This is a genomic window from Streptomyces sp. NPDC050743 (assembly GCF_044456925.1).
Classification (GTDB): Bacteria; Actinomycetota; Actinomycetes; order Streptomycetales; family Streptomycetaceae; genus Streptomyces.
Genome location: NZ_JBITGJ010000001.1, coordinates 343792 through 370295 on the forward strand (window position 1 = coordinate 343792; position 26504 = coordinate 370295).

A 26504-nucleotide genomic window follows, 5' to 3' on the forward strand; every position below is an offset into this window, starting at 1 on the left:
CGGCACTCCGCGAACAATTCCGCAGGTTTCCGCAAAGAACGAGTCAAATGCGGGCAGAGGTTGGCCGCAACACGGGTGTCCGGCGACTCCGCCGAAAGAAGGAACGCCGGAGTCGTAACCGCGCGGCGCCTGGCGCGTTGTACCCCATGACGGCCGTGGCGGGGAAGACCCCCGAGCCCCCACCACGGCCGCTGAAACTTCCTAGGCCAGCCCGGCGCGCTCCAGGGCCTCGCGGCCGGCCCGCAGGGACGCGAGCCGCTCCTCCAGGGTGAATCCGGCCGGCGACAGGCTGAGCGTGGTGACGCCGGCGGCGGCGTAGGCCTTCATCCGGTCGGCGATGCGGTCGACGGAACCCAGCAGAGTCGTCTTGTCGATGAGGTCCTGCGGGACCGCGGCCGCAGCGCCCTGCTTGTCGCCGGACAGGTACTTCTGCTGGATCTCGGCGGCTTCCCTCTCGTATCCCATGCGCTGGGCAAGCTGGTTGTAGAAGTTCTGCTTGGCGCTGCCCATGCCGCCGACGTACAGCGCGGTGTACGGCCGGAAGGTGTCGGCGAGCCGGGCGACGTCCTTGTCGTCGCCGACGGCGATCGGCAGGGTCGGGCAGACGTCGAACCCGTCGAGGCTCTTGCCGGCCTTCTCACGCCCCGCGCGCAGGTACTTCAGGGTGGTGTCCTCCAGGTGGTCGGCGGCGGGGAAGATCAGCAGGGCGCCGTCGGCGATCTCGCCGGTCTGCTCCAGGTTCTTCGGGCCGATCGCGGCGATGTACAGCGGGATGTGCTCGCGCTGTGGGTGCACGGTCAGCTTGATCGGCTTGCCCGGGCCGCCGGGCAGCGGCAAAGTCCAGTGCTCGCCCTCGTACGTCAGCCGCTCCCGGGTCATGGCCTTGCGCACGATCTCCACGTACTCGCGGGTGCGGGCGAGCGGCTTGTCGAACTTGACGCCGTACCAGCCCTCGGAGACCTGCGGGCCGGACACGCCGAGGCCGAGGCGGAAGCGGCCGCCGGACAGCGAGTCGAGCGTCGCGGCCGTCATCGCGGTCATCGCGGGCTGGCGGGCCGGGATCTGGAAGATGGCCGAGCCGACGTCGATGCGCTCGGTCTGCGCGGCGACCCAGGACAGCACGGTCGCCGCGTCGGAGCCGTAGGCCTCGGCGGCCCAGCACACGGAGAAGCCCAAGCGGTCGGCCTCCTGGGCCACGGCCAGATTGTCCCCGTCCATTCCGGCACCCCAGTAGCCGAGGTTGATCCCGAGCTGCATGGCCGATTCCCCTTACCCATGAGTAACGTTCTGCTGGGGCGACCTTAGCGCGCGGACGGCGATCGGGGGCAGGCGCCGCGCACCGGAAACAGACGGGTTCACCCCCCGATCGGGTTATCCACAGGCAACCCACCGCACGGGTTCTGGCCAGTAATCTCGCCCGCATGGAGCAGAGGCATCTCGGCCGTACCGGCCTGCGCGTGTCCCGGATCGGACTCGGCACCCTCACCTGGGGCCGGGACACCGACGAGCACGACGCCGCGGACATGCTGAAGGCGTTCTGGGAAGCCGGCGGAACCCTCGTCGACACCGCGGACGTGTACGGCAACGGCGAGGCGGAGTACCTGCTCGGGCAGCTGATGGACGGCCTGGTGCCGCGCCGGGACCTGGTGCTCTCCACCAAGGCGGGCAGCGTCCCCGACCCCGACCGCCGCTTCGACGGCTCCCGCGGCCATCTGCTCGCCGCCCTCGACGCCTCCCTGGCCCGCCTGGGCACGGACCATGTCGACGTGTGGCACGTCCACGCCTACGACCCCGGCACCCCGCTGGAGGAGACCCTCCAGGCCCTGGACATAGCGGTCAGCAGCGGCCGCGCCCGGTACGCGGGCGTCTCCAACTTCTGCGGCTGGCAGCTCGCCAAGGCCGCCACCTGGCAGCTCGCGGCGCCGGGCATCCGCACCCGGCTGGCCAGCACGCAGATGGAGTACTCACTGCTGCAGCGGGGTGTGGAACGGGAAGTGCTGCCCGCCGCGCTGGACCTCGGCGTCGGCCTGCTGCCCTCTTCCCCGCTCGGCCGGGGCGTGCTGACCGGCAAGTACCGGCACGCCACTCCCCCGGACTCGCGGGGCGCCTCCGAGCATCTGGCGCCGTTCGTCGAGCCGTACCTGGACGACACGGCGACCCGCATCGTGGACGCGGTGACGACGGCCGCCGACGGGCTCGCCGTGACCCCGCTGCAGGTGGCGCTCGCCTGGGTCCGGGACCGGCCCGGCGTGGCCGCGCCGATCGTCGGCGCGCGCAACGCCCAGCAGCTCACGGCGGCGTTGTCAGTGGAGGCCCTTAGTCTTCCTGACGAGATCTGCCGGGCGCTGGACGATGTGTCGGCGCCCGTGCACCGCTATCCCGATCACGACTGGAGCACGCTGTGAGCACGGAGCCGGAGACCACGGAGGAAGCCGGGCCGGGGACGCCGGACACGCCCGAGAGCCCGGGCAGCGAGGCCGCGCCCGGGGGGAGCGGTGCGAACGACCTTGAGACGGGCGAGGCGGAGGGCGCGAGCGGCGCGGGGGCGAGCGGCGCCGAAAGTGCGAGCGAGGCCGGGGGCGAAGAGGCGGATTCCGCCCGGCGGTCCGGGCCCGAGCCCGAGGGCGAACCGGACGGCTCCGCGCAGCCGTCCGAGCCCGGGGGCGAAGGCGCTGATTCCGCCCAGTTGTCCGAGGCCGAGGCCGAGTTGGCCGCCCAGCGGATCGAGCGGGAGCGCATCGAGCGGCGCAAGGCGGAGAAGAAGGGCACGATCGAGAGCGGCGCCAAGCTCAGCGGCAAGGCGGCCGACCTGCTCGCGGCGGTGCGGGCGGTGGAGAGCGGCGAGAAGCCCGTGGACACGGCGTTCACCGAGCCCGCGCCGGCCCCGCGCCGCCCGGCCCCGGAGCCCGTGCGCCGGCCGCAGCCCGCGCCCGCCCCGGCCGCCGTCACACCCGGTGCCCCGGCACCGGAGACGGTGGAGGGCGTCCGCCGGGTGCTGGCCGAGGGCGGCGCGCCCGAGGCCCTGGCCGCCCAGGTGGCCGCGGCACTCGGCGAGGGCGCCGACGCGGCGCTCCGCGAGGACCCCTGGCAGCTGCTGCGCGTCGGCGGCGTACGGCCCGACCAGGCCGACGGCTTCGCACGGGCCCTGCTCGGCGCCGCCTGCGGCCCGGGCGACGAGCGGCGGGCTCGCGCGATCACCGTCTGGTTGCTGGAGCAGGCCGCCCTGGCCGGGCACACCGCGCTGGAACTGCCCACGCTCACCGCGGCGCTGGGCGGGCAGGGCGTCCCGGACCCGGACGCGGCGGTGCAGAGCACGCTAGCGGAGGGCGAGGCCCTGGCCTTCCAGGACGCCCTGGAGGAACCGGGAGCCGCCGCGCCCCAGCCCGCGGAGGAGGGCGAGGAAGAAGAGGAGCGGCCGGTCCGGGTCCTCGTCGGCCTGGAGCGGTACGCGCTGGCCGAGGAGAGCCTCGCCGACGGCCTGGCCCGGCTGGTCAACTCGCTGTCCAAGGAGACCGAGCAGGCCTGGCAGGCGGCGGTCGGCGCCGTCTTGGGCGGTGCGGCCGAGCTGGTGCGCGCGGTCGCAGGGCACGGCCTGGTGCTGCACACCGGCGGGGAGGCGGCCCGCGCCGAACCGGCCGCGCTGCTCGGTGCCGCCCGCGCCGCCGGCCTGCGCGCCTTCGCCGTCTGCCACACGCCGGACGGACGCCACCGCCTCGCCGCGCTGCCAAGCGCGGCGGAGGACGGCGTGGGCACGGTCGCCGGTCTGCTGTCCGGCGCCGAGGGACCGGGCCGGGACGCGGACGGCTCGCTGGAGCTGGATCTGCTGATCGTGCTGGACGCGCCGCAGCTCGACGTGGAGAGCGCCGCGATGCTGGTGGAGTCGCTGCCCGACGGGGCCCGGCTGGTGCTCAGCGGCGACCCGGCGGTGCTGTGGTCGGCCGGACCGGGGCGGGTCTTCGCCGACCTGCTCGCGGCCCGGGTCTGCCCGCAGCTCGCCTCCCGCCTTCCCGACCCGGGTCCGATCGGCGAGCTGGTCTCCGGCATCGGCATCGGCGAGCTGAACCAGGTCGCCGCTCCGGGCAAGGAGGTCGTCATCGTCCCGGTGCGGGACGCGGGCGAGGCCGTGCACCGGACCGTCCAGCTGGTCGCCGACTCGGTGCCGCGGGCGCTCGGCGTCCCGGCCGACCAGACTGTGGTGATCACCCCCGGGCACGGAGGCGCCGCGGGCACCCGCGCCCTCAACTCCGCGCTGAAGGAGCGCCTCAACCCAGGCCCGGGCCGCTTCGGCGGCTTCGACCCCGGCGACCGGATCGCCTACTCCCCCGCTCCGGGCCGTGCGGTGCCGGGCGTGGTGGTGAAGGCCGACGCGGACGGGCTGCACCTGTCGTGCGCGGGCGCCCCGGTGGTCGTGCCGCGCGAGCGGGTGGAGGGTGCCGTACGGCACGGCTGGGCGCTGACCGCGCACCAGGCGGTGGGTGCCCGCTGGCCGGCGGCGGTCGTCGTGCTGCCCGGCGACGCGGCGCAGGCGCTCAGCAGACCCTGGGTGTACACGGCCTTCGGCCGGGCGGAGCGGCATCTGTCCGTGGTCCACGGCGTGGAGCAGGCCCTGCCGAAGGCGGTGGCGGAGATCCAGGCCAAGCCCCGCACGACCCGCTTGCAGACGCTGCTGCGCACACAGGCGCCGGCGAGCTGATCATCCTTCCGCCGGGGCGCCGGCCGATCGGCAATCCGCGCCGGCGGCGCCCCGGCGGCGGGATCCGGCGGTGCCGTACGGGCCTCGGGCCCCACGGCACCGCCGGGCGGAGATCATCTCCGGGCGTCCTCCGTCTCGTCGTCCTCGACGAACTCGAGGTCGTCCTCCTCGTCGGACTCGTCGGACTCGTCGGACTCGTCCTCGTCGTCGAACACCGCGCTCACGTCGAACCGGCACACCACCCCTTGCGGATCGATGTGCTCGAACGGCGCCTCCAGCCACTCCCCCGCCTCGGGGGTCTCGTCCGACGCGGTGACCCAGAGCGTGGAGTCGCCCTCCTCCAGGCCGAACTCCTTGTGCCGGGAGGCGATCTCGTCCGGTTCGAACTCGCCGAACAGGATGCCCAGCGCACCCGGAACCGTGCCGGCGGCATCCTCGGCCAGGCCGCCCGCGGCCTCGTACTCCGCCGCTTCGACCCGGTCGGCCTGCGCCAGCAGCCGCTGGGGTTCCACCACGGCGTAGTCGCGGCGGATCAGCACGCTGATCGCGCTCGGTTCCTCGGGGCCCGCGTACGGCGGCAGCTCCTCCGCACCGGGGATCTCGAAGGGCGTGACCTCGTCGTAGCGGTCGTAGAGCAGCTCGTCGTACGCCTCTGCGGCCGCGGCCAGCTGGTTGAACGCCTCCAGGACGGCCGGGTCGTCCTCACCCGACCTGCGTTCGACCGCGGCCAGATGACGGTCGAGCGCGGTCTTGATCGCCTCGGCGGCGGCGCGTACCTCGGCAGCGGTGGGCTGCGCAGCATCAGACATAGTGCAGACGCTATCCGTACCGGGCCCCAGCCCGCACAATAGATGCGATGCCGGAATACGAATTTGTCGACGTGTACGTGCCTCGCGGGGTGTCCCGCAAGGACGCCACACGCCTGCTGACGGACCATGCCGAGTACGGAAACTGGGAGTTGGACCGACTGAGCCTGCTGCGCGACGGCAGCCGCAAGGTGCGGTTGCGCCGGCGGATCATCCGCCAGGTGCGTGCCACGTGGTGAGGGCGGCCACCTGACGGAGCGGGCCCCGCCCGACCAGGCGGGGCCGCTCCGCACTCGACGCTGCCCGCTAGGCCGCGGCCCGCGCCTTGCGGTAGAGCAGCGCGCCCGCGAGCAGTGCGCCCGCGCCGACCGGCAGCGCGAGGCCGACCGGCAGGTCGCTGCCGGTGTGCGCGAGCTGCGCGTTGGTCAGGGGCTGGGCGGACCGGCCGCCCGTCTGCTTGACCTGACTGGACCCGTGCGACCCCTGAGGCGTGTCGCCGCCCTGGCCGGGCGGGGTCGTCGGGCTTCCCGGGTGGCCGGGCTGGTGCGGGGTCCCCGGGTGTCCGGGGTGACCAGGATGTCCCGGGTGACCGGGGTGACCGGGGTGGCCCGGCGGGTTGCCGTGCCCGCCCGGCGGCCGACCGTGGTGGTCGCCGCCCCCGTTGCCGCAGTCGTTGCCCGTGGTGGCGTTGCCGGCCCCGATGACGTTCACGCTGTTGCCGCAGACGTTCACCGGGGCGTCGATCGGCACCTGGACGGTGTTGCCGGAGCCGACCCCCGGCGAGCCGCCGGTGTGGCCGCTCGCGTGCGAGCCGCCGGAACCGCCGTGGCCCGCCGAGGCGCCGCCGTGGTTGGCGCATGTGTTGCCCACGGCCGGGTTGAGCAGCCCGACGACGTTCACGGTGTTGCCGCACACGTTCACCGGCACGTGCACCGGTGCCTGCACCGTGTTGCCGGACAGTACGCCGGGTGAGCCGGCGGCGCTGCCGGACGCGCCCGCGTCGGCGTGGGCGTAGCCGCTCGCGGCGGCGATCACACCGGTGGCGGCCGCCATCGTCATCAGGCCCTTGCGGGTGCCCTGTCGCATGGTGAGTTCCCCCCTGCCTTCGTTCTTTCGATCCTTCGGATCCTCGGGACCGGATCCGAATCCGGGTGAAAAGACCGGTCGGCCCCGGAGCGCATGGCGCGCGCTCCGAGGCCGACGGCTCGTAGAAGACGCCCCCTCGGGACCAACGCCCCCTGAGGGAGCCGGCGTCACTTGTTGACGCAGGTGTTGCCGAAGGCGGGGTTCAGGAGCCCGATCACGTTGACCGTGTTGCCGCAGACGTTCACCGGCACGTGCACGGGCACCTGGATGACGTTGCCGGAGACGACACCCGGAGAGTGCACGGCGGCACCCTGGGCACCGGAGTCGGCGACGGCGAGGCCCGCTCCCGCGAGGACCAGCCCACCGGTGGCAGCCGCAGCAGCGACGACCTTCTTGATCATTCTTCCTCCTTGTTGGCAATGCGACCCCAAGGTGCGGGATCGCATCACCTGTAACGAGGAGGGAGTAATGGAGCTACCAGCTTATGGTCGCATTCACCCTTCTCAGTCGGTGTCGTACGGCTGCCCGAATATCCGCAGGCCACGGCCTCACGACGCGTCGATGAACCGGTCGAGCACCCGCACGCCGAACTGCAGCCCGTCCACCGGCACCCGCTCGTCCACGCCGTGGAACATGCCGGCGAAGTCCAGCTCCGGCGGCAGCTTCAGCGGGGCGAAGCCGAAGCCGCGGATGCCGAGGTCGTCGAAGGACTTGGCGTCGGTGCCGCCGGAGAGCATGTAGGGAATCGCCCTGGCGGTGGGGTCCTCGGCGACCAGCGCGGACTGCATGGCCTCCACCAGCGCCCCGTCGAAGCTGGTCTCGACCGCCTTGTCGGTGTGCACGTCCTCGCGCCGGACGTGCGGACCGAGCAGCCGGTCGAGGTCGCCGAGGAACTCCTCCTCGTGGCCCGGCAGGAAACGGCCGTCGATGTGCGCGGTGGCCTCGCCCGGGATGACGTTGACCTTGTAGCCGGCGTTGAGCTGGGTGGGGTTCGCGGTGTTGCTGAGAGTGGCGCCGATGAACTTGGCGATGCCGCCGAGCCGGAGGAGGGTGGACTCCATGTCCTCGGGGTCCAGCTCGGTGCCGAGGGCGTCGCCCAGCTCGTCGAGGAACGCCCGGGTGGTCTTGGTGACCCGCACCGGGAACTTGTGCCGGCCGACCCGGGCCACGGCCTCGGACAGCTCGGTGATGGCGTTGTCGCGGTGGATCATCGAGCCGTGCCCGGCGGTGCCGGCCACGGTCAGCTTCATCCAGTGCATGCCCTTCTCGGCCGTCTGGATCAGATAGAGCCGGCGCTGCTCGTTCACGGTGAACGAGAAGCCGCCGACCTCGCTGATCGCCTCGGTGACGCCGTCGAACAGCTCGCGGTGGTGGTCGACCAGATGACGGGCGCCGTACTTGCCGCCCGCCTCCTCGTCGGCGAGGAAGGCGAGGACGATGTCCCGCGGGGGCCGCCGCCCGCTCCTGAGCCGGTCGCGCACGACCGCGAGGGTCATGGCGTCCATGTCCTTCATGTCGACGGCCCCGCGCCCCCACACGCACCCGTCGGCGACCTCGCCGGAGAACGGGTCGTGGGTCCAGTCCGCGGCGTTGGCCGGCACGACGTCCAGGTGGCCGTGGATCAGCAGCGCGGGCCGGGACGGGTCCTCCCCCTCGATGCGGGCCACGGTGGAGGCGCGGCCCGGGTGCGACTCGAAGATCTTCGGCTCGAGACCGACCTCGGCGAGCTTCTCGGCGACCCACTCGGCGGCCTTGCGCTCGCCGGGGCCGGAGTGGTCGCCGTAGTTGCTGGTGTCGAATCGGATCAGCTCGCGGCAGAGGTCCACGACCTCGTCCTCGCCGGTGACGTTCCTGGCCGTGTCCGTCTCGCTCACGTGCTTCCTCCCGCGCTGTCGCTGCTGGTGGTCCCCCACATCCTCCCTCTCCCCCGGCCGCGGCCCAAGACCGGTCCCGGCCCGTCACACACCGTTCACGGGCGACCGGCGCCGCGGGCAGGGGGTGATCAGCCACCCCCGAAAGCCTGGTAATGTTTCCTTCGTCGCCGCGAGGGAAACCCCGCCGAAAGGGTTCCCCAGCACGACAGACACCTTGTCCGGGTGGCGGAATGGCAGACGCGCTAGCTTGAGGTGCTAGTGCCCTTTATCGGGCGTGGGGGTTCAAGTCCCCCCTCGGACACCAGTGAGGGCCCCTGCTCAGCAGGGGCCCTTCGCTTTGCCCGCGAACCGGCGGAATCCTCAACTGCCCCGGTACGCCCCCTTGTTGACCGTGTGTGAGGCATGTCTCGCCCGGCGTGAAGATCGGCAGGTCAGCGGCCCGGAGGCGGGTCGCCGCGGTCACCCGAACGGCCCTTCCGGGCGGCTGGGCGAAGGGGTGAAGCCTAGCGTCGTACTAATATTTCCGGCTTGTCACTCAGCCGGACCCGACGTGAGGACCCGATGGCAGCCATAGACGAGAGCAGCGCTCTCGGCCTGCTCGACGAAGAGATCCGCACGCAGTTCGGCGACCGGGCACGCTTCTCCGCCGGGCCCGCCGCCTCGCCGCGGACGCTGGTCGACGTCTTCGACGCGACCGTGCGGTCCCATCCGGACGAGCCGGCGCTGGACGACGGCACGAGGTGCCTCACCTACCGTGCGCTGGCCGCCGAGGTGGAGCGGCTGCGGCAGCGGCTCGCGAGCGCGGGGGTCGGGCTCGGGGACCGGGTCGGGGTGCGGGTCCCCTCGGGGACCAACGAGCTGTACGTCGCGATCCTCGCCGTGCTCGCCGTCGGCGCCGCCTATGTCCCCGTCGACGCCGAGGACCCGGACGAGCGGGCGGAGCTGGTGTTCGGGGAGGCGGAGGTGCGGGCCGTCATCGGCGCCGGGCACAGCATCGGCGTCCAGGGCGGCACCGGCACGGGCGCCGCCGGCTCCCCGGCCGCGCGGCCCGGCATCGAGCACGACGCCTGGATCATCTTCACCTCCGGGTCCACCGGGAAGCCCAAGGGCGTCGCCGTCACGCACCGCAGCGCGGCCGCGTTCGTGGACGCCGAGGCGGCCCTGTTCCTCACGGAGGAGCCGATCGGACCCGGCGACCGGGTCATGGCCGGACTCTCCGTCGCCTTCGACGCCTCCTGCGAGGAGATGTGGCTGGCCTGGCGGTACGGCGCCTGTCTGGTGCCGGTGCCCCGGTCGCAGGTCAGGAGCGGTGCCGATCTCGGGCCCTGGCTGGTCGAGCAGGAGATCACCGTCGTGTCGACCGTGCCCACACTGGCCGCGCTGTGGGAGCCGGAGGCGCTGAGCGACGTACGGCTGCTGATCTTCGGCGGTGAGGCCTGCCCGCCCGAGCTGGCGCAGCGGCTGGTCACCGAGGGGCGCGAGGTGTGGAACACCTACGGGCCGACCGAGGCGACCGTGGTGGCCTGTGCGGCGCTGATGACCGGCGAGGAGCCCGTCCGGATCGGGCTTCCGCTGCGCGGGTGGGAGCTCGCCGTCGTCGACGACGGCGAGGAGCCCGTGCCCATGGGCGGCACCGGACAGCTCGTGATCGGCGGGGTCGGGCTCGCGCGGTATCTCGATCCCGGGAAGGACGCCGAGAAGTACGCGCCGCTGGATTCGCTGGGCTGGGAGCGGGCCTATCGCAGTGGTGACCTGGTCAGGGCCGAGCCCGAGGGGCTGATCTTCCTCGGGCGGGCCGACGAGCAGATCAAGCTCGGCGGGCGGCGGATCGAGCTCGGGGAGGTGGACGCCGCGCTGCAGGCGCTGCCCGGGGTCGCCGGGGCCGCGGCCGCCGTGCGCACCGCCCGCGGCGGCAATCAGCTCCTCGTCGGTTACGTGGTCCCGCAGGACGGCTGGGACCAGTCGGCCGCCGTGGAGAAGCTGCGCGCCGAGCTGCCCGCCGCGCTGGTGCCGCTGCTCGCGCCCGTCGCCGAGCTGCCGACCCGGACGTCCGGCAAGGTGGACCGGAACGCGCTGCCCTGGCCCCTGGAGGGCGTGGAGTCCCCCAAGGCCGAGCTGTACGGCGCCGAGGCCTGGCTCGCCGAGCAGTGGGCGGAAGTGCTGGGCATCCCGGTGACCAGCGCGTCCGACGACTTCTTCGCGATCGGCGGCGGCTCGCTGGCCGCCGCCCAGCTCACCACCCGGCTGCGCACCCGCTACCCGAGCGCCGCCGTCCTCGACATCTACCAGCAGCCCACCCTGCGCAAGCTGGCCCGGCGGCTGGAGGCCTCGGCGCAGGACGACGGCAAGGCCCGCACGATCGCGCCGGTTCCGGTGCGCGCCCAGGCCGTCCAGCTCCTGCTGCTGCTCCCGCTGGTCACCCTGCTCGGGCTGCGCTGGACGGTGGTCCTGGCCGCCGTCGGGAACCTGCTGCCCGGCTACTCCTGGCTGCCGACCGGCCCCTGGTGGCTGCTCGCGGCCGGGGCGCTGCTGTTCTTCACCCCGCCCGGCCGGATCGCGCTCGCGGCGGGCGGGGCGCGACTGCTGCTGCGGGGTGTGCGGCCCGGCCGCCACCCGCGCGGCGGGAGCGTGCATCTGCGGCTGTGGACGGCCGAGCGGCTGGCCGAGTTCAGCGGGGCCACCTCGCTGACCGGATCCTGGCTGGAACGGTACGCCCGCGCCCTGGGCGCGAAGGTCGGGCCCGAGGTGGACCTGCACTCGCTGCCGCCGGTCACCGGCATGCTCAAGCTGGGCCGGGGCGCGGCCGTGGAGTCCGAGGTGGACCTGTCCGGGCACTGGCTGGACGGCGACCGTCTGGAGATCGGCCCGGTCAAGGTCGGCGCGCACGCCACCGTCGGCACCCGCAGCATGCTCTTCCCGGGCGCCCGCATCGGCAAGCGGGCCGAGGTGGCCCCCGGCTCGGCGGTCGGCGGGCAGATCCCGACCGGCCAGCGCTGGGCCGGCGCGCCCGCGGTCAAGCTGGGCAAGGCCAAGCGCAACTGGCCCAAGGAGCGGCCGCAGCGGGGCACGCACTGGCGGGTCATGTACGGCATCACCGGCCTCGCGCTGAGTTCGCTGCCGCTGCTCGCGGGGGTGGCCGCGCTGCTGGTCGCCCGTCTCTTCGTGACACCAGAAAGCTCGCTCACCCGGGCGTTGCGCGGAGCCGCGCTCGGGCTGGTGCCGGCCACGCTCGCCTACGGGCTGGCGTACGCGCTGCTGATCCTGGTCGCCGTACGCGTGCTCGGTCTGGGGCTGCGCGAGGGCACGCATCCGACGCACAGCCGGGTCGGCTGGCAGGCGTGGACCGTGACGCAGCTGATGGACCGGTCCCGCGAGACGCTGTTCCCGCTGTACGCGGGGCTGGTCACGCCGGTGTGGCTGCGGCTGCTGGGGATGCGGATCGGGCGCCGCGCCGAGGTGTCGACCGTGCTCGCGCTGCCGAGCCTGACCACGGTGGGCGACGGGGCGTTCCTGGCGGACGACACGCTGACGGCGCCGTACGAGCTCGGGGGCGGCTGGGTGCGGATCGGGCGTGCGGAGATCGGGCGGCGGGCCTTCCTCGGGAACTCCGGGATGACCGGTCCGGGCCGGAGCGTGCCGGACGGCGGTCTGGTCGGCGTGCTGTCGGCGACGCCGAAGAAGGCGAAGAAGGGCACCTCGTATCTGGGGCTGCCGCCGGTGAAGCTGCCGCGCAGCGCGGCCGGCGGGGACCAGAGCCGTACCTACGAGCCGCCCGCCCGGCTGCTGTGGGCGCGCGGTCTTGTGGAGCTGTGCCGGATCGTGCCGGTGCTGTGTTCGGCGGCGCTGGCCGCGGCGACGGTGGCGGCGCTGTGTGCGCTGGGTCCGTGGGCCTGGGCGCTGTCGGGGCCGGTGCTGCTCGGGGCGGGTGCGGTCGCGGCGGTCGTCTCCGTGATCGCGAAGTGGCTGCTCGTGGGGCGGCACCGTACCGGGGAGCATCCGCTGTGGAGTTCCTTCGTGTGGCGGGGCGAGCTGGCGGACACGTTCGTCGAGGTGCTGGCGGTGCCGTGGCTGGCCGGGGCCGTGCCGGGGACACCGGTGATGACGGCGTGGCTGCGCGGGCTCGGCGCGCGCATCGGCCGGGGCGTGTGGGTGGAGAGCTACTGGCTGCCGGAGGCGGACCTGGTGACCCTGGGGGACGCGGCGACCGTCAATCGTGGCTGTGTGCTGCAGACACACCTCTTCCACGACCGGATCTTGCGGACGGATACTGTGGTCCTCCGTGAGGGCGCCACGCTGGGCCCTGGCGGGATCGTGCTGCCCGGCAGCACGGTCGGGGCCCGTACGACCCTGGGGCCCGCGTCGCTCGTCATGGCCGCGGAGTCCGTCCCGGACGACACCCGCTGGCTCGGCAACCCGATCGAGGCATGGCGTCCCTGAGCGCGGGCCGCGCGGGGCCGGTGGGCGCACCGGCAGCCAGTGGTGGCACAGCGCAGGGAGCGGACACAGCAGTGGCAGTTCAGCAGTCGGCCGACCGGGACCCGTACTTCCCGGACAACGGTGACCCCCGCTACCGGGTGCACCGTTACGAACTCGCGCTGGACTACCGCCCCGGCCCGAACCGGCTGTCCGGCACGGCCCGGATCAACGCCATAGCGGGCCGCGCGCCGCTCACGGAGTTCCAGCTCAACCTGGCCGACTTCAGGATCGGCCGGGTGCGGGTGGACGGCCGGCAGCCGCACTTCACGCACCGCGGCGGACGGCTGCGGATCCGCCCGGCCAAGCCCGTCCGGGCCGGCGCCGCGTTCACGGTGGAGGTGCAGTGGTCCGGCAACCCCAGGCCGGTGGCCAGCCCGTGGGGCGGGCTCGGCTGGGAGGAGCTGGCCGACGGGGCGCTGGTGGCGAGCCAGCCGGTGGGGGCGCCGTCCTGGTACCCGTGCAACGACCGGCCCGCCGACAAGGCGTCCTATCTGCTCTCGGTCACCACCCCGTCCGCGTACACGGTGGTCACGGGCGGGCGCCTGCTGACCCGGACGACGAAGGCGTCGACGACGACCTGGGTGTACGAGCAGTCCGCGCCCACGTCCAGCTATCTGGTCGGCCTGGTGATCGGCAGGTTCCAGACAGTGCTGCTGGGCGACCCCGGCCCGGGGGGCGTGCCGCAGCACGGGCACATCCCGGCGCGGCTGCTGCCCGAGTTCTCCCGTGACTTCGCGCGGCAGCCGGCGATGATGGAGCTGTTCCAGGAGCTGTTCGGGCCGTACCCGTTCGACGGTTACGCGGTCGCGGTGACCGAGGAGGAGCTCGATGTGCCGGTCGAGGCGCAGGGGTTGTCGCTGTTCGGCGCCAACCACGTGGACGGCGCCCGGGGTTCGGAACGGCTGGTGGCGCACGAGTTGGCGCACCAGTGGTTCGGCAACTGCGTGACCATCGCCGACTGGCGGCACATCTGGCTGAACGAGGGCTTCGCCAAGTACGCGGAATGGCTGTGGTCCGAGCGCTCCGGCGGCCGCAGCGCCCAGCAACTGGCCGCGGCGGCGCACCGGTTGCTGGCCACGCTGCCGCAGGACCTCAGGCTGGCCGATCCGGGCCGCAGGGCGATGTTCGACGACCGGCTCTACGAGCGGGGCGGCCTGGCCCTGCACGCGGTGCGCTGCGCGCTGGGCGACGACGCGTTCTTCCGGATGCTGCGCGGCTGGGTGCGGCTGCACCGGAACGGGACGGTGACGACGGAGGCGTTCACCGGGCACGTGGCCCGGTTCGCGCAGGAGCCGACGGACGGGCTGTTCCAGGAGTGGGTGTACGGGGCGAAGCTGCCACCGCTGCCAGCGCTCCGGAACGTTCCGTAGAGGTTTTCCCGGATCCGTGGCGGTCTTTCTAGACTTGAGGGGTGGCCCGGCCCAATGACGAGGTCGAGGCGCTCCTGCGGGAGTACGCGGACCTCATCGCGATCACCGGAGGCGACGCCTTCAAGGCGCGTGCCTACGAGAAGGCGGCGCGTGCCATCGGCGGGTATCCGGCCGACATCTCCAAGCTGGGCGAGGACGGCCTGAAGGAGATCCCGAACGTGGGGAAGTCGATCGCCGAGAAGGTGGCCGAGTACCTGCGCACGGGGAAGATGGCGGTGGTCGAGGAGCGCCGGGCGAAGATCCCCGCCGGGGTGCGGGAGCTGATCACCATTCCCACCCTGGGCCCGAAGAAGGCGCTGCGGCTCTACGAGGACCTGCACATCTCCTCGGTGAACGAGCTGGCCGCGGCGATCGAGGCGGACGCGCTGGCCGATCTGAAGGGCTTCGGCGAGAAGACGCAGGAGAACATCCGGCACGGCATCGAGCTGCTCCAGCGGGCGGGCGCCCGGGTGCCGCTGTCGCTGGCCCTGGACACCGCCGAGGAGATCGTCGCGGAGCTGTCCGCGGTGACCGGCTGCAAGCGCTGCGCGTACGCGGGCTCGCTGCGCCGGATGCGGGAGACCGTCGGGGATCTGGACGTCATCGTCGCGGCGCGGAAGTCGGAGCCGTTCATGGCGGCGCTGTGCGAGCTGCCGGCCACCGCTGAGGTCGTCGCACGGGGCTCGAAGAAGACGTCGATCCGCACCGCCAAGGGGCTCCAGGTCGATCTGCGGGTGCTGCCGCCGGAGTCGTGGGGCGCCGGGATGCAGTACTTCACCGGTTCCAAGGCGCACAACATCCGTACCCGCACCATCGCCGTGCACCAAGGGCTGAAGCTGTCCGAGTACGGCCTGTTCGACGCCGAGAGCGGGGACTCCCTGGCTTCGCGCACCGAGGAGGAGGTGTACGCCCGGCTCGGGCTGCCGTGGATCACACCGGCGCTGCGGGAGGACCGCGGGGAGATCGAGGCGGCCCTGAACGGCGAGCTGCCCGAGGTGGTGACCGAGAAGGACATCCAGGGCGACCTGCATTCCCACACCGACCTCACCGACGGGCTGGCGCCGCTGGAGGAGATGGTGGCGGCGGCCGCCGAGCGCGGCTATAAGTACTACGCGGTCACCGATCACGCGCCCAACCTGTACATGCAGCGCATGACCGACGAGAAGATCCTCGCCCAGCGGGAGCGGGTGCGGGAGCTGGACGGCGCCCATCACAGGATGCGGCTGCTGCACGGCACGGAGCTCAACATCGACCCGGACGGCGGGGTGGACTGGCCCGGGGAGTTCCTGGCCGGCTTCGACCTGTGCGTGGCCTCGCTGCACTCGCACTTCGACCTGGGCCGCAGGGCGATGACCCGGCGGCTGGTGCGGGCCTGCGAGAACCCGTACGTCAACATCATCGGGCACCCGACGACCCGGCTGATCGGCAAGCGGCCGGGCGTCGACGCCGACTGGGACGAGGTGTTCGCGGCGTGCGCGCGTACCGGCACCGCGCTGGAGGTCAACGCGCAGCCGGACCGTCTCGACCTGCGCGACGAGGACATCCTGCGCGCCAGGGAGCAGGGCGTGAAGTTCGCCGTGGACACCGACGCGCACTCCGTCCCGCACCTCGCGCAGCTGCGCTACGGCGTCGGCACGGCGCAGCGGGGCTGGCTCACCCGGGACGACGTGATCAACACCTGGCCGCTGACCCGGCTGCGGCGGTTCCTGCGCAAAGGGAGGTGAGGGGCGTCACTCCCGGTCCAGCCACAGGGGTGACAGGTCTTCCTCCTCCTCCGTGTCGGCCGCTCCCACAGCCCTGATGTCCCCGTCGGCGGCGCGGAGCAACCTGCGGCCCATGGCGATCAGGGCGCGTCCGGCGGCGAGTTCGTCGCCTATCTCCGGCACATCGGGGTCGTACGGGTTGCGGCGGGCCTCCGCGTGACTCTCCAGGACGTTGTCGCCGGTGTCCAGGACGATCCGGGCGGTGGTGTCCGGGTCGTGCTCGGACAGGTACAGGTTCAGCCGCCACTCCTTGACGGCCGGAGGACGGCTGGTCATGGGTCGAGTCATAGTCCGCCTCCCAGGGCTGCGTCGCCCTTCCACTGTGCACCCCGCCCACGTCGGACGCCTCCCCTGGTACGGGCAGAATGTGGCCCATGACCTCCCGTAACTGCCCTTGCGGACTCCCCCTGCCCTACGACGCCTGCTGTGGCCGTTTCCACACGGGAGCGGCCGCCGCGCCGAGCGCCGAGTCGCTCATGCGGTCCCGGTACAGCGCGTTCGTGAAGGGGGACGCGGGGTATCTGCTGCGCACCTGGCATCCGCGGACCCGGCCCGAGCGGCTTGACCTCGACCCGCGGATGAGGTGGACGGGGCTGGAGATCCTGGACACCACCGACGGGTCGGCCTTCCACAGCACCGGCACGGTGACCTTCCGCGCCTCCTACCGGGGTGGCTCGCTGCACGAGCGGAGCCGGTTCGAGCGGGTCGACGGCGCCTGGGTGTACGTGGACGGGGACTTCATGGACTGAGAGGTGCGGGACCGGCCCGAACCGCGGACCGAGACGGCGATACCGGCCCCGAACTAGGGCGCCAGGATGTCCAGTTCCTGCAGCGCGCCCACGGTGATCTCCCTGGTCAGCTGCTCGGCGCGGGTCGCGTCGCCGCCCCGGATCGCCTCCGCCAGCTGCACATGCAGGGTGACCGCCGCGGGGTCGGGGTCCTCGAACATGACCTCGTGATGGGTGCGTCCCGCCAGGACCTCGGCGACGACGTCGCCGAGCCGGGCGAACATCTCGTTGCCGGAGGCGTTCAGGATGACCCGGTGGAAGGCGATGTCGTGGACCAGGTACTTCTCCAGCTTGTGGCCGCGTGAGTTGGCCACCATGCCCAGCGCGCACTCGGTGAGTTCGGCGCACTGCTCCGCCGTGGCGTGCTTGGCGGCGAGGCCGGCCGCGACCGGTTCGACCGCGGAGCGCAGCACGGTCAGCGAGCGCAGCTGGTGCGGGCGGTCGGCGCCGGCCAGGCGCCAGCGGATGACCTGCGGGTCGTAGACGTTCCACTCGGACTTGGGACGGACCGTCACGCCCACCCTGCGGCGGGACTCGACCAGGTGCATGGATTCGAGCACCCGGACCGCCTCCCGCATCACGGAGCGGGACACCTCGAAGTGCTGTGCCAGCTCGTCGGTGCGCAGCACGCTGCCCGGCGGGTACTCGCCCGCCGTGATCGCGGGGCCGAGGGTGTCCAGTACATGGCCGTGCAGCCCCCGGCCCGGTGTGGTCATGCACTCAGCGTACGGCGTGGATCACCGGCTGAAAAAGTCAGACTTATATGTCACACACTCTTGAATTCGTCGTACCTAATGGGTTTCAGTGTGGCGACGCCGCTGTGGCGTCGGATGTCGAGGAAGACAGCGAGACAGTGATGCGAACCCCCCAGGTCGTCGTCGTGATGGGCGTCGCGGGGACGGGCAAGACCACGATCGGTCCCTTGCTCGCCGCGCGGCTGGGCGTCCCGTACGCCGAGGGCGACGACTTCCACCCGCAGGCCAACATCGACAAGATGTCGGCCGGGATCCCACTCGACGACAGCGACCGGTGGCCCTGGCTGGACGCCATCGGTCACTGGGCGCACGGGCGGGCCGGACTGGGCGGGGTGGTCAGCAGCTCGGCGCTGAAGCGGTCGTACCGCGACCGGCTTCGGGCCGCCGCTCCCGGAGTGGTGTTCGTGCACCTCTCCGGCGACCGGAAGCTGATCGAGGACCGGATGAGGCAGCGGCAGGGGCACTTCATGCCGACCGCGCTGCTGGACTCCCAGTTCGCCACGCTGCAGCCCCTGGAGCCGGACGAGGCGGGAGTCGCCGTGGACGTCAGCGGCAGCCCCCAGGAGATCACCGAGCGTGCCGTGAAGGCACTCGAGGCGCTTCCCGACACCACCGCGTAGCACTCACCCCCGTCCCCCCCGTAACGCAAGGGAACACCCGTGACCAGACTCAGCGTCGAGATGCTGGCAGCGGACACGCCTCCGCCGATCACCTCCGCCGGACACGCCCAGCTGGGCATCGCCGTCCTGGTGGGCATCGCCGTGATCGTCCTGCTGATCACCAAGTTCAAGCTCCATGCCTTCCTGGCGCTGACCATCGGGTCGCTGGCGCTGGGCGCGGTCGCCGGAGCACCGCTCGACAAGGCCATCACCAGCTTCACCACCGGGCTCGGCACCACCGTGGCCGGCGTGGGCGTCCTGATCGCGCTCGGGGCGATCCTGGGCAAGCTCCTCGCCGACTCCGGTGGCGCCGACCAGATCGTCGACACGATCCTCGCCAAGGCCGGCGGGCGCGCCATGCCGTGGGCGATGGTGCTCATCGCCTCGGTGATCGGCCTGCCGCTGTTCTTCGAGGTCGGCATCGTGCTGCTGATCCCGGTCGTGCTCATGGTCGCCAAGCGCGGCAACTACTCCCTGATGCGCATCGGCATCCCGGCGCTCGCCGGTCTGTCCGTGATGCACGGCCTGATCCCGCCACACCCCGGCCCGCTGGTGGCGATCGACGCCGTCAAGGCCAACCTGGGCGTGACCCTGGCGCTCGGTATCCTGGTCGCCATACCGACGGTGATCATCGCCGGTCCGCTGTTCTCCAAGGTCGCCGCTCGCTGGGTGGACGTCCAGGCGCCCGACCGGATGCTGCCGCAGCGCGCCTCGGACGAGCTGGAGCGCCGTCCCGGCTTCGGCGCGACGCTCGCCACCGTGCTGCTGCCGGTGGTGCTGATGCTGGCCAAGGCGCTGGTGGACATCGTCGTCGACGACCCGACGAACCTGAACCAGCGGATCTTCGACATCATCGGCTCCCCGCTGATCGCCCTGCTCGCCGCCGTGCTCGTCGGCTTCTTCACGCTGGGCCGGCCCGCCGGGTTCAGCAAGGAGCGCCTGCAGCAGACCGTCGAGAAGGGCCTGATGCCCATCGCGGGCATCCTGCTGATCGTGGGCGCGGGCGGCGGCTTCAAGCAGACGCTGATCGACTCCGGCGTGGGCCAGATGATCCTGGACATCTCCAAGGACTGGTCGATCCCGGCGCTGCTGCTGGCCTGGCTGATCGCGGTCGCGATCCGGCTGGCCACGGGTTCGGCGACGGTGGCGACGGTCTCGGCGGCGGGCCTGGTGGCCCCCCTCGCAGCCGACATGTCGACCACCCACACCGCCCTGCTCGTCCTCGCCATCGGCGCCGGCTCACTCTTCTTCAGCCATGTCAACGACGCCGGATTCTGGCTGGTGAAGGAGTACTTCGGGCTGAGCGTCGGGCAGACCGTGAAGACCTGGTCGGTGATGGAGACGATCATCTCCGTGGTCGCCGGCGGTCTGGTCCTGCTGCTGTCGCTGGTCATATAGGCGGGGTACGACGATGACGGCTCACCCTCTCTTCGACATCGGCGGCCGCACCGCCCTGGTCACCGGCTCCAGCCGGGGCATAGGTCTCGCGCTGGCCCGGGGCCTGGCCGAGGCCGGCTGCACGGTCGTCCTCAACGGGCGCGACCCCGGCCGGCTGGCCGAGGCCGCGGCGGACCTCCCCGGTGACATCCGTACTGCGGTGTTCGACGTGACCGACGGTCCTGCCGTGGCCGCCGGGATCGCCGACGTCGAGGAGCGGGTGGGCCCGCTCGACATCCTCGTCAACAACGCGGGCATGCAACTGCGCGCCCCGCTGCTGGAGTTCACCGACGCCGACTGGCACCGGATCCTGGACACCAACCTCACCAGCGCGTTCCTCGTCGGCCGCGAGGCCGCCCGGCGGATGACGGAACGCGGCCACGGCAAGATCATCAACATCTGCTCGCTGCAGAGCGAGGTCGTCCGCCCCGGCATCGCGCCCTACGCCGCCACCAAGGGCGCCCTGAAGATGCTCACCAAGGGCATGTGCGCCGACTGGGGTCCGTACGGCGTCCAGGTCAACGGCCTCGGCCCCGGCTACATCGAGACCGAGCTGACCCGGCCGCTGGTGGCGGACGAGGAGTTCAGCGCCTGGGTCCGCCGGCGCACCCCGGCGGGCCGCTGGGGCCGCACCGAGGACCTGGTGGGCGGCCTGCTCTTCCTCGCCTCACCGGCCTCCGACTTCATGGGCGGGCAGATCCTGTACGTCGACGGCGGCATGACGAGCGTGCTCTGAAAGGGGCTGCGGCGATGCGGGGTTGTGTGATCCACGGCGCGGGCGACCTGCGGGTGGAGGAGCTGCCGGTGCCCGAACCGGGGCCCGGCGAGGCCCTGGTGGCCGTCCGTTACGGCGGGGTGTGCGGCTCGGATCTGCACTACTGGCGGCACGGCGGGGTCGGGGACTTCCGACTCCGGGAGCCGATGGTGCTCGGGCACGAGGTGGTGGGCACGGTGGTGTCCTACGGCACCGGGGCCACGGGTCCCGCGCCGGGTACGGCCGTCGCCGTGCACCCCGCCACTCCGTGCGGGCACTGCCCGGAGTGCTCCGGCGGGCGGGCGAACGTGTGCCGGGACACCCGGTACCTGGGCAGCGCGGCCCGCTTTCCGCATGTCCAGGGCGCCTTCGCCGAGCGGATCGCCGTACCGGCCGGTCAGCTGCGGGCGCTGCCGGACGGACTCGGGCCGCGGCGGGCCGCCCTCGCCGAGCCGCTGTCGGTCGCGCTGCACGCGGTGCGGCGGGCCGGGGACGTGTCCGGCCGGCATGTCCTGGTGACCGGGGCGGGGCCCATCGGGTGCCTGGTGGTCGCGGCGGCGAAGGCGGCCGGCGCGGCACGGGTGACGGTGACGGATCTCGTGCCGGAGGCGCTGGGTCACGCGGCCGGGGCCGGGGCGGACACGCTGGTACGGGCCGACGATCCGGGCGATGCCGGGTGGCCGGGGGAAGTCGACGTGGCCGTCGAGGCGTCGGGGGTCGCGGCCGGGCTCGACACCTGCCTGCGGCGGGTACGGCGCGGTGGCGTGGTCGTACAGCTCGGGATGCTGCCGCCGGGGCAGTCGCCGTTCGCCGGGAACCTGCTGGTGAGCCGGGAGATCGAGCTGCGGGGAGCGTTCCGCTTCGCCGCCGAGTTCGACGACGCGCTGGAACTGCTGGCCGCGCGGGGGGAGTTCGACACTCTGCTCAGTGCCGTGGTTCCGGTGGCGCAGGCCGAGGACGCGTTCGTGCTGGCCGCGGATCGGAGCCGGTCCTGCAAGGTGCTGCTGGAATTCTGAGGGGCGACAGCGGCTGACACGAGGCGCGCCGCAAGGGTCACGGGCGCCACAGCGGGTGCTCCCGCTTCGCCCACTCCCTGCTCACCGTCCCCGTGCGCAGGCCCCGTCTCGCCTCCGGGTCGCCCAGGGCCATGCCGATGTGGCCGGCCAGGACCACGCCGATGGTCAGGGCGAGCCAGTCGTGGACGAACGTCGCCGAGGTGCGCCACTCCAGCGGGGCGAGGTGGGTGAACCACATCAGCAGGCCGGTGCCGAGCATCACCAGGGTGGCGCCGGCGATCCAGGCGGCGTAGACCTTCTGGCCGGCGTTGAACTTCCCCGCCGGGCGCGAGGAGTGGCGCTTGTCACGGCGCAGGGCGGCGCGCAGCCAGAGCCGGTCGTGCGGGCCGAAGCGGTTGAGGAAACGCAGGTCGGTGCGGAAGGCGCGGGAGGCGAGGCCCAGCAGGACCGGGACGGGCAGGGCGAGTCCGGCGCACTCGTGGACCCGGACGACCAGTTCCCGGCGGCCGACCAGGACCGCGAGCTGGGGGATGTAGAGGACGGCCGCCGTGAGCACGCAGACGCCCATCAGCGCGGCGGTGGCGCGATGCACCCAGCGCTGGACCGGGCCGAAGCGGCGGATACGGGTGCCGGGCGGGGCCGGGGTGTCAGCTCGTAGGCTCATCAGTCCGTCCGTTCGACCGGCCGACCCAGGCGTCGACGTCGTAGCCGAGGCGCTCCCAGTAACCGGGCTCGACCTGGTCGGTGACCGTGATCCCGGAGAGCCACTTGGCCGACTTGTAGAAGTACATGGGGGCGACGTAGAGCCGGACCGGGCCGCCGTGGTCGTGGCCGATGTCCTTGTCCTGCATGCGCAGGGCGACCAGGACGTCCGGGCGGCGGGCCTGGGCGAGGGTGAGGCTCTCGGTGTAGGTGCCGTCGAAGCAGGTGAAGTGGATCGCCTTCGCCCCGGGACGGACCCCGGCCGCGTCCAGGAGGTCGGAGAGGCGTACGCCCTCGAAGGGGGTGCCGGGGACCCGCCAGCCGGTGACGCACTGGACGTCCTTGACCAGCCGGGTCTGCGGGAGGGCGCGCAGATCGGCCAGGGTGTAGGTGTGCGGGCGGTCGACCAGGCCGCCGATCTTCAGGTGGTAGTCGGCGGCGTTCAGGCGCGGCACCGACGCGGCGACGGAGTAGTAGCGGAATCCGCCGCCGTTGGGCAGCAGGCCGGTCAGCCCCGTGGGGTCCTTGCCGGCGACGGCGCCGAGGACGCCTTCCAGGCCGCGCTGCAGCGCGGGCGCGGCGACGACGCCGAGCGCGCCCAGGCCGAGGGTGCCGAGGAAGACCCTGCGGCCTATGGGTGTGCCGTCCCGCTCCTCGGACTGTTCAGAGTTCACGCATTCATTCGAGCACTCGGGGCCCCGGGGGGCCAGGGAATCCGGTCAGTGGTCAGGGTTCTGTAATCACTTCTTGCCTACGTCGCGCGCAGGCGTGCCGTTCAGTGCCCCAGCGCGCGGGCGCGGGCCGTGCGGAAGGCCGCGCGGGGGTCGCGGTGGGCGTAGGACCAGGGTGCCGGGGTGGCGTGCCGGCCGATGCGCCGGAAGAGGACCGCCGCCTCGGCCGGGCGGCCGGCGCAGGACAGGGCGAAGGCGAGGTGGTTGAGGTCGATGTGACGGCGGGGGTGTTCGTCGTGCTCCCACTCCAGCCACCAGTCGAAGCACGCCCGCAGGATGCGGCGGGCCCGGGGGCCGGACCAGTGGCCGGAGGCGGCGGGGTCGGCCGGGGCGAGACCGGTGGCGGCGAGGACGCGGTAGCGCTCGGCGTAGGCGACGACCGGCAGGACGGCGAGCGGGGAGTCGGCGGGGGCCTCCGCGGCGGCCAGCTCGGCGAGGTCGTACACCTCGTGGTCATCGGCGGCCCGGCCGCCGGAGGGCCGTTCGGCGAGGCGGGCGAGGAGCAGATGGTGGGCGTGGTGGTGCTCGGGGTGTCGGCGGCGCAGCTCGGCGAAGGTGCCGAGCACCTCGCGCTCGGGGCCGAGGGTGCGGGCCAGTTGGAGTAAGCCCAGCCAGGGGGTGGGGTCGGCGGGGGCGAGCACGGCGGCGGTGGCGCAGGTCTCGCGGGCCCGGTCGGGGTCCTCCTTGCCGCGCAGGGCGCGCTGGACCCGGGCGAGGGCGTACAGCGCGGCGGCGTCGGCGGAGCCGGGTTCGGCGTGCAGCCAGTCGCGGGCCCAGGCCACGGCGTACGGCTCCCGGGCGAGCATGGTGAGGCGGTGGCCGCGGCGGTCCCAGTCGTCGCCGGTGTGCCGGAGCAGGGAGCGGGCGGCCTGCCGCCGGCCCTGGGCGAACGCGGTGCGCGCGGTGCGCAGTTCGGCGTCGTCGAAGGTGGCGTCGAACATGTCGTCGAACGTGCCGTCGAAGCAGCCGTCGATGGCGCCGGAGCAGTCCGGGGCGGTGTCGCCGGACGGGTCCGTCGGGGCCCGGCGGGCGCCGAGCAGGGGTGGGAGAGGGGGCACCGCGGGACTTCCTGTTTCTCGGGCTGCCATCGGCCGATCACGCACAGCAAATCCCCAGCCGGGGTGTGCGTCAAGCGGAACAGGGCTGGTACCGGGTTCAACTACAGTGCCGCAGAGGAAAGTTGAGGAAGTCCGCGCAGGTGGGCCGGGGCCCCGGCGGGGGTACCCGACGGCTCCCTGTGGCGTACGCCATGGCGCCGGGCCGGCCGGACCCGCAGCATGGCGGGTCAACCGCCCTGTTCCGCGCTCCCCGGGTCGATGCCGTCCCGGGGACGCTACAGTCGGCCACTACGCACCCGTGGTCCGGCCGGATGATCGAGGTACGCAGCGTGTCCGTTCTGGTTCTCCTTCTCGCCGTGAGTGCCGCCTGTTGTCTGGGCTTCGGGTTCGTGCTCCAGCAGAACGCGGCGCAGAAGGCACCGCTGAGCGACTTCCTGTCCTTCCGGCTGCTGCTCGACCTGATGCGGGTGCCGCGCTGGCTGGGCGGGCTCGGTCTGATGGTGGCCGGCATGGTGCTCGGCGCGGTCGCGCTCGGCAAGGGCGAGATCTCCCTGGTCGAACCGCTGCTCGCGACCAATCTGCTGTTCGCGCTCGCCCTCTCCCGGCACCAGACCAAGCAGCCCCTGGGCCGCCAGGGCTGGGCGGGACTGCTGCTGCTCGCGGGCGGGGTGAGCGCGTTCATCATGGCGGGCGAGCCGCGGGCCGGCAGCGCCGTCTCCGATCCGGTGCGGCACTGGCTGATCATCGGCGCGATGGTCGGGGCGGCCGTGGTGCTCACGACGTACGGCAAGCGCTCCCGGCTGAGCTGGGGCCCGGTGCTGCTGGCCACCGCCGCCGGATTGCTGTACGGCGTACAGGACGCGCTGACCCGGGTGAGCGGGACCCGCTTCTCCGAGGGCGGCTTCGCCGAGCTGTTCACCGGCTGGCAGCCGTACGGCGTGCTGGTGTGCGGGGTCACCGGTCTCGTCCTGGTGCAGAGCGCCTTCGAGACGGCCCCGCTGCGCATGTCCCTGCCGGCGCTGACCGCGGCCGAGCCGCTCGCCGGGATCCTGTGCGGGGTCGGCTTCCTCGGTGACCGGCTGCGCACCGACACCGGGGCGCTGGCATGGGAGGCGGCGGGGCTCGCGGCGGTGGTCGCGGGCATCGTGCTGCTCGGGCTGCACCCGGCGATGCCGTGCGGCTCGGCGGAGTCCGAACCCCCGGCCCGGGACCTCCAGCGGCGCTGACACCGCCTGCTTGGATGAGGGCATGAACCCTGCTGACGAGATCCTCGACATCGTCGACGAGCACGACCGGGTCGTCGCCCGGTGTCCCCGCGGTGAGGCCTACGCCCGCGGACTGCGCCACCGGTGCGTGTTCATCCAGGCCCGCGACGCGGCCGGCCGGCTCTTCGTGCACCGGCGCACGGCCACCAAGCTGGTCTTCCCGGCCTTGTACGACATGTTCGTCGGCGGCGTCGTCGGTGCGGGCGAGTCCTACGACGAGGCCGCGCTGCGGGAGGCCGAGGAGGAGCTCGGGGTGACGGGGCTCCCCCGGCCGGCGTTTCTCTTCAAGTTCCTCTACGACGACGGGGCCGGGCACAGCTGGTGGTCGGCGGTGTACGAGGTGCGCTGCGAGCTGCCCGTACGGCCGCAGGTGGAGGAGGTCCAGCGGCACGCCTTCCTGCCCGAGGAGGAGGTCGAGGGGCGGCTCGGAGAGTGGGAGTGGGTGCCGGACGGGCTGGCGGCGTACGAGAGGCTGAGGGCGTTCCGGGCGGGCAGGTGACCGCCGGGTAGGGTCGGCCGCGTGAGCGAATTCGTACGGAACATCCGGCTGTGGTTCGCGCCGGAGCAGGTGCGGGACGAGGGTGGCACGCCCGACTACCGGTTCTCGCTGGCCAACGAGCGCACCTTTCTCGCCTGGCTGCGCACGGCGCTCGCACTGATCGGCGGCGGATTCGCGGTGGACCAGTTCCTGCCGGACCTGCGCTGGGCGTGGCGGGTCGGTCTCGCGCTCGCGCTGCTCGGCGCCGGGGTGCTGTGCTCGCTGCGCGCGGTGAACCACTGGGTGCGCTGTGAGCGGGCGATCCGGCGCGGTGAGGACCTGCCCGCGTCCCGGTTCCCGGCGCTGCTGAGCCTGGTCGTCGCGGTGGTGGCGGTGGCGATGGTCGTGGTGGTGCTGGCCGGATGGGCGGGGTGAGCACGGCCGGGCGCGACCCCGGGCTGCAGCCGGAGCGCACCCGGCTGGCCTGGCGCCGTACGACCCTCTCCGCCACCGTGGCCGCCGTACTCGCCGTCAAGACCGCCCTGCACGGGGGCGCCTCGGCCACCGGGGTGACCGTCTGCGCCCTGTGCTGTGTGCTCTTCCTGGGCTTCCTGGCCGTGGCCCACCGCCGGATCCGGGCCCTGGCGAGCGGTCCCCGCCCGCAGGCGCTCGTTCCCCGGCACGCGACGGCGGCGGCGCTGTGCGCGGTGGCGCTGGCGTTGTGCGCGGCGGTGCTCGTGGTCTAGGGCTTGCC

General features: G+C 72.9%; 25 protein-coding genes and 1 tRNA gene. 16 read left to right on the top strand and 10 right to left on the bottom strand.

Annotated features, from left to right (window positions below; translation table 11 throughout):
• Positions 1-201: 201 nt before the first annotated feature.
• Entirely contained in the window at positions 202-1257 is a 1056-nt protein-coding gene (locus tag ACIBJF_RS01625) for an LLM class F420-dependent oxidoreductase (RefSeq protein ID WP_399171629.1), read from the bottom strand.
• A 164-nt stretch (positions 1258-1421) separates the two neighbouring features.
• On the opposite strand from ACIBJF_RS01625, the gene ACIBJF_RS01630 reads away from it, so the two are divergent.
• Both ACIBJF_RS01630 and ACIBJF_RS01635 read left to right on the top strand, forming a co-directional pair.
• Positions 1422-2405, top strand: coding sequence for an aldo/keto reductase (locus tag ACIBJF_RS01630; RefSeq protein WP_399171630.1), 984 nt, complete (start codon positions 1422-1424; stop codon positions 2403-2405).
• A complete protein-coding gene (locus ACIBJF_RS01635) occupies positions 2402-4693 on the top strand; it encodes a helix-hairpin-helix domain-containing protein (RefSeq protein ID WP_399171631.1) in 2292 nt (763 codons plus the stop codon). The genes ACIBJF_RS01630 and ACIBJF_RS01635 overlap by 4 nt, the downstream gene beginning before the upstream one ends.
• Positions 4694-4806: 113 nt before the next feature.
• On the opposite strand, the gene ACIBJF_RS01640 is transcribed toward ACIBJF_RS01635, so the two are convergent.
• The gene (locus ACIBJF_RS01640; protein ID WP_399171632.1) at positions 4807-5502 is read right to left on the bottom strand and encodes a hypothetical protein; all 696 of its coding nucleotides are present in this window, start codon (positions 5500-5502) and stop codon (positions 4807-4809) included.
• Between the two features lie 47 nt (positions 5503-5549).
• Here ACIBJF_RS01640 and ACIBJF_RS01645 point away from each other — a divergent pair, with 47 nt between their 5' ends.
• Positions 5550-5738, top strand: a complete 189-nt coding sequence (locus tag ACIBJF_RS01645) for a DUF5703 family protein (RefSeq protein WP_399171633.1) — start codon at positions 5550-5552, stop codon at positions 5736-5738.
• A gap of 67 nt (positions 5739-5805) precedes the next feature.
• Here ACIBJF_RS01645 and ACIBJF_RS01650 read toward each other — a convergent pair whose 3' ends face one another.
• The 3 genes from ACIBJF_RS01650 to ACIBJF_RS01660 form a co-directional block, all read right to left on the bottom strand.
• A complete protein-coding gene (locus tag ACIBJF_RS01650; protein ID WP_399171634.1) occupies positions 5806-6585 on the bottom strand; it encodes a chaplin in 780 nt (259 codons plus the stop codon).
• A 167-nt stretch (positions 6586-6752) separates the two neighbouring features.
• A complete protein-coding gene (gene chpH, locus ACIBJF_RS01655) occupies positions 6753-6986 on the bottom strand; it encodes a chaplin ChpH (protein ID WP_031162172.1) in 234 nt (77 codons plus the stop codon).
• A gap of 147 nt (positions 6987-7133) precedes the next feature.
• Positions 7134-8459 carry a M20/M25/M40 family metallo-hydrolase gene (locus tag ACIBJF_RS01660; protein WP_399171636.1) on the bottom strand — a complete coding sequence of 442 codons (1326 nt, stop codon included), beginning with the start codon at positions 8457-8459 and terminating at the stop codon, positions 7134-7136.
• A 216-nt stretch (positions 8460-8675) separates the two neighbouring features.
• Here ACIBJF_RS01660 and ACIBJF_RS01665 point away from each other — a divergent pair.
• The 4 genes from ACIBJF_RS01665 to polX all read left to right on the top strand — a co-directional run bounded on the left by ACIBJF_RS01665 (position 8676) and on the right by polX (position 16068).
• A tRNA-Leu gene (locus ACIBJF_RS01665) sits at positions 8676-8763 on the top strand.
• Positions 8764-9020: 257 nt separating this feature from the next.
• Positions 9021-12896, top strand: a complete 3876-nt coding sequence (locus ACIBJF_RS01670) for a Pls/PosA family non-ribosomal peptide synthetase (protein WP_399171637.1) — start codon at positions 9021-9023, stop codon at positions 12894-12896.
• Positions 12897-12967: 71 nt separating this feature from the next.
• Entirely contained in the window at positions 12968-14305 is a 1338-nt protein-coding gene (locus tag ACIBJF_RS01675; RefSeq protein ID WP_399171638.1) for a M1 family metallopeptidase, read from the top strand.
• Between the two features lie 41 nt (positions 14306-14346).
• Positions 14347-16068: a DNA polymerase/3'-5' exonuclease PolX gene (polX, locus tag ACIBJF_RS01680; RefSeq protein WP_399171639.1), complete on the top strand. Its 1722-nt coding sequence runs from the start codon at positions 14347-14349 to the stop codon at positions 16066-16068.
• 6 nt (positions 16069-16074) lie between these two features.
• Here the strand turns inward: polX and ACIBJF_RS01685 are convergent, their stop codons facing one another.
• Positions 16075-16395 carry a dsRBD fold-containing protein gene (locus ACIBJF_RS01685; RefSeq protein WP_351804138.1) on the bottom strand — a complete coding sequence of 107 codons (321 nt, stop codon included), beginning with the start codon at positions 16393-16395 and terminating at the stop codon, positions 16075-16077.
• 86 nt (positions 16396-16481) lie between these two features.
• Between ACIBJF_RS01685 and ACIBJF_RS01690 the strand changes: the two genes are divergently transcribed.
• The gene (locus tag ACIBJF_RS01690) at positions 16482-16856 is read left to right on the top strand and encodes a YchJ family protein (protein WP_399171640.1); all 375 of its coding nucleotides are present in this window, start codon (positions 16482-16484) and stop codon (positions 16854-16856) included.
• Between the two features lie 53 nt (positions 16857-16909).
• On the opposite strand, the gene ACIBJF_RS01695 is transcribed toward ACIBJF_RS01690, so the two are convergent.
• Positions 16910-17611, bottom strand: a complete 702-nt coding sequence (locus ACIBJF_RS01695) for a FadR/GntR family transcriptional regulator (protein ID WP_399171641.1) — start codon at positions 17609-17611, stop codon at positions 16910-16912.
• Between the two features lie 140 nt (positions 17612-17751).
• Here ACIBJF_RS01695 and ACIBJF_RS01700 point away from each other — a divergent pair, with 140 nt between their 5' ends.
• Genes ACIBJF_RS01700 through ACIBJF_RS01715 form a run of 4 tightly spaced genes read left to right on the top strand, consistent with a single transcriptional unit; the run spans position 17752 to position 21516 of the window.
• Positions 17752-18270, top strand: a complete 519-nt coding sequence (locus ACIBJF_RS01700) for a gluconokinase (RefSeq protein ID WP_399171643.1) — start codon at positions 17752-17754, stop codon at positions 18268-18270.
• 39 nt (positions 18271-18309) lie between these two features.
• Positions 18310-19707 (top strand): GntP family permease, encoded by a 1398-nt coding sequence (locus ACIBJF_RS01705; RefSeq protein ID WP_399171644.1) that lies wholly within the window; start codon positions 18310-18312, stop codon positions 19705-19707.
• Between the two features lie 13 nt (positions 19708-19720).
• On the top strand, positions 19721-20482 hold the full coding sequence (locus ACIBJF_RS01710) for an SDR family oxidoreductase (RefSeq protein WP_351804128.1): 762 nt from the start codon (positions 19721-19723) through the stop codon (positions 20480-20482).
• Positions 20483-20496: 14 nt separating this feature from the next.
• Entirely contained in the window at positions 20497-21516 is a 1020-nt protein-coding gene (locus tag ACIBJF_RS01715; RefSeq protein ID WP_399171645.1) for an L-idonate 5-dehydrogenase, read from the top strand.
• Between the two features lie 37 nt (positions 21517-21553).
• On the opposite strand, the gene ACIBJF_RS01720 is transcribed toward ACIBJF_RS01715, so the two are convergent.
• The 3 genes from ACIBJF_RS01720 to ACIBJF_RS01730 form a co-directional block, all read right to left on the bottom strand.
• A complete protein-coding gene (locus ACIBJF_RS01720; protein ID WP_399171646.1) occupies positions 21554-22180 on the bottom strand; it encodes a cytochrome b/b6 domain-containing protein in 627 nt (208 codons plus the stop codon).
• Positions 22164-22892 carry a molybdopterin-dependent oxidoreductase gene (locus ACIBJF_RS01725; protein WP_399171647.1) on the bottom strand — a complete coding sequence of 243 codons (729 nt, stop codon included), beginning with the start codon at positions 22890-22892 and terminating at the stop codon, positions 22164-22166. The genes ACIBJF_RS01720 and ACIBJF_RS01725 overlap by 17 nt, the downstream gene beginning before the upstream one ends.
• A 101-nt stretch (positions 22893-22993) precedes the next feature.
• Positions 22994-24007 (bottom strand): hypothetical protein, encoded by a 1014-nt coding sequence (locus tag ACIBJF_RS01730; protein WP_399171649.1) that lies wholly within the window; start codon positions 24005-24007, stop codon positions 22994-22996.
• 329 nt (positions 24008-24336) lie between these two features.
• Here ACIBJF_RS01730 and ACIBJF_RS01735 point away from each other — a divergent pair, with 329 nt between their 5' ends.
• Genes ACIBJF_RS01735 through ACIBJF_RS01750 form a run of 4 tightly spaced genes read left to right on the top strand, consistent with a single transcriptional unit; the run spans position 24337 to position 26496 of the window.
• On the top strand, positions 24337-25233 hold the full coding sequence (locus ACIBJF_RS01735; RefSeq protein WP_399171650.1) for a DMT family transporter: 897 nt from the start codon (positions 24337-24339) through the stop codon (positions 25231-25233).
• A 22-nt stretch (positions 25234-25255) separates the two neighbouring features.
• Positions 25256-25771 carry an NUDIX domain-containing protein gene (locus tag ACIBJF_RS01740; RefSeq protein ID WP_399171651.1) on the top strand — a complete coding sequence of 172 codons (516 nt, stop codon included), beginning with the start codon at positions 25256-25258 and terminating at the stop codon, positions 25769-25771.
• Between the two features lie 21 nt (positions 25772-25792).
• The gene (locus ACIBJF_RS01745; RefSeq protein WP_351804116.1) at positions 25793-26185 is read left to right on the top strand and encodes a DUF202 domain-containing protein; all 393 of its coding nucleotides are present in this window, start codon (positions 25793-25795) and stop codon (positions 26183-26185) included.
• Positions 26173-26496, top strand: coding sequence for a DUF202 domain-containing protein (locus tag ACIBJF_RS01750; protein ID WP_399171652.1), 324 nt, complete (start codon positions 26173-26175; stop codon positions 26494-26496). The genes ACIBJF_RS01745 and ACIBJF_RS01750 overlap by 13 nt, the downstream gene beginning before the upstream one ends.
• Positions 26497-26504: the final 8 nt, after the last annotated feature.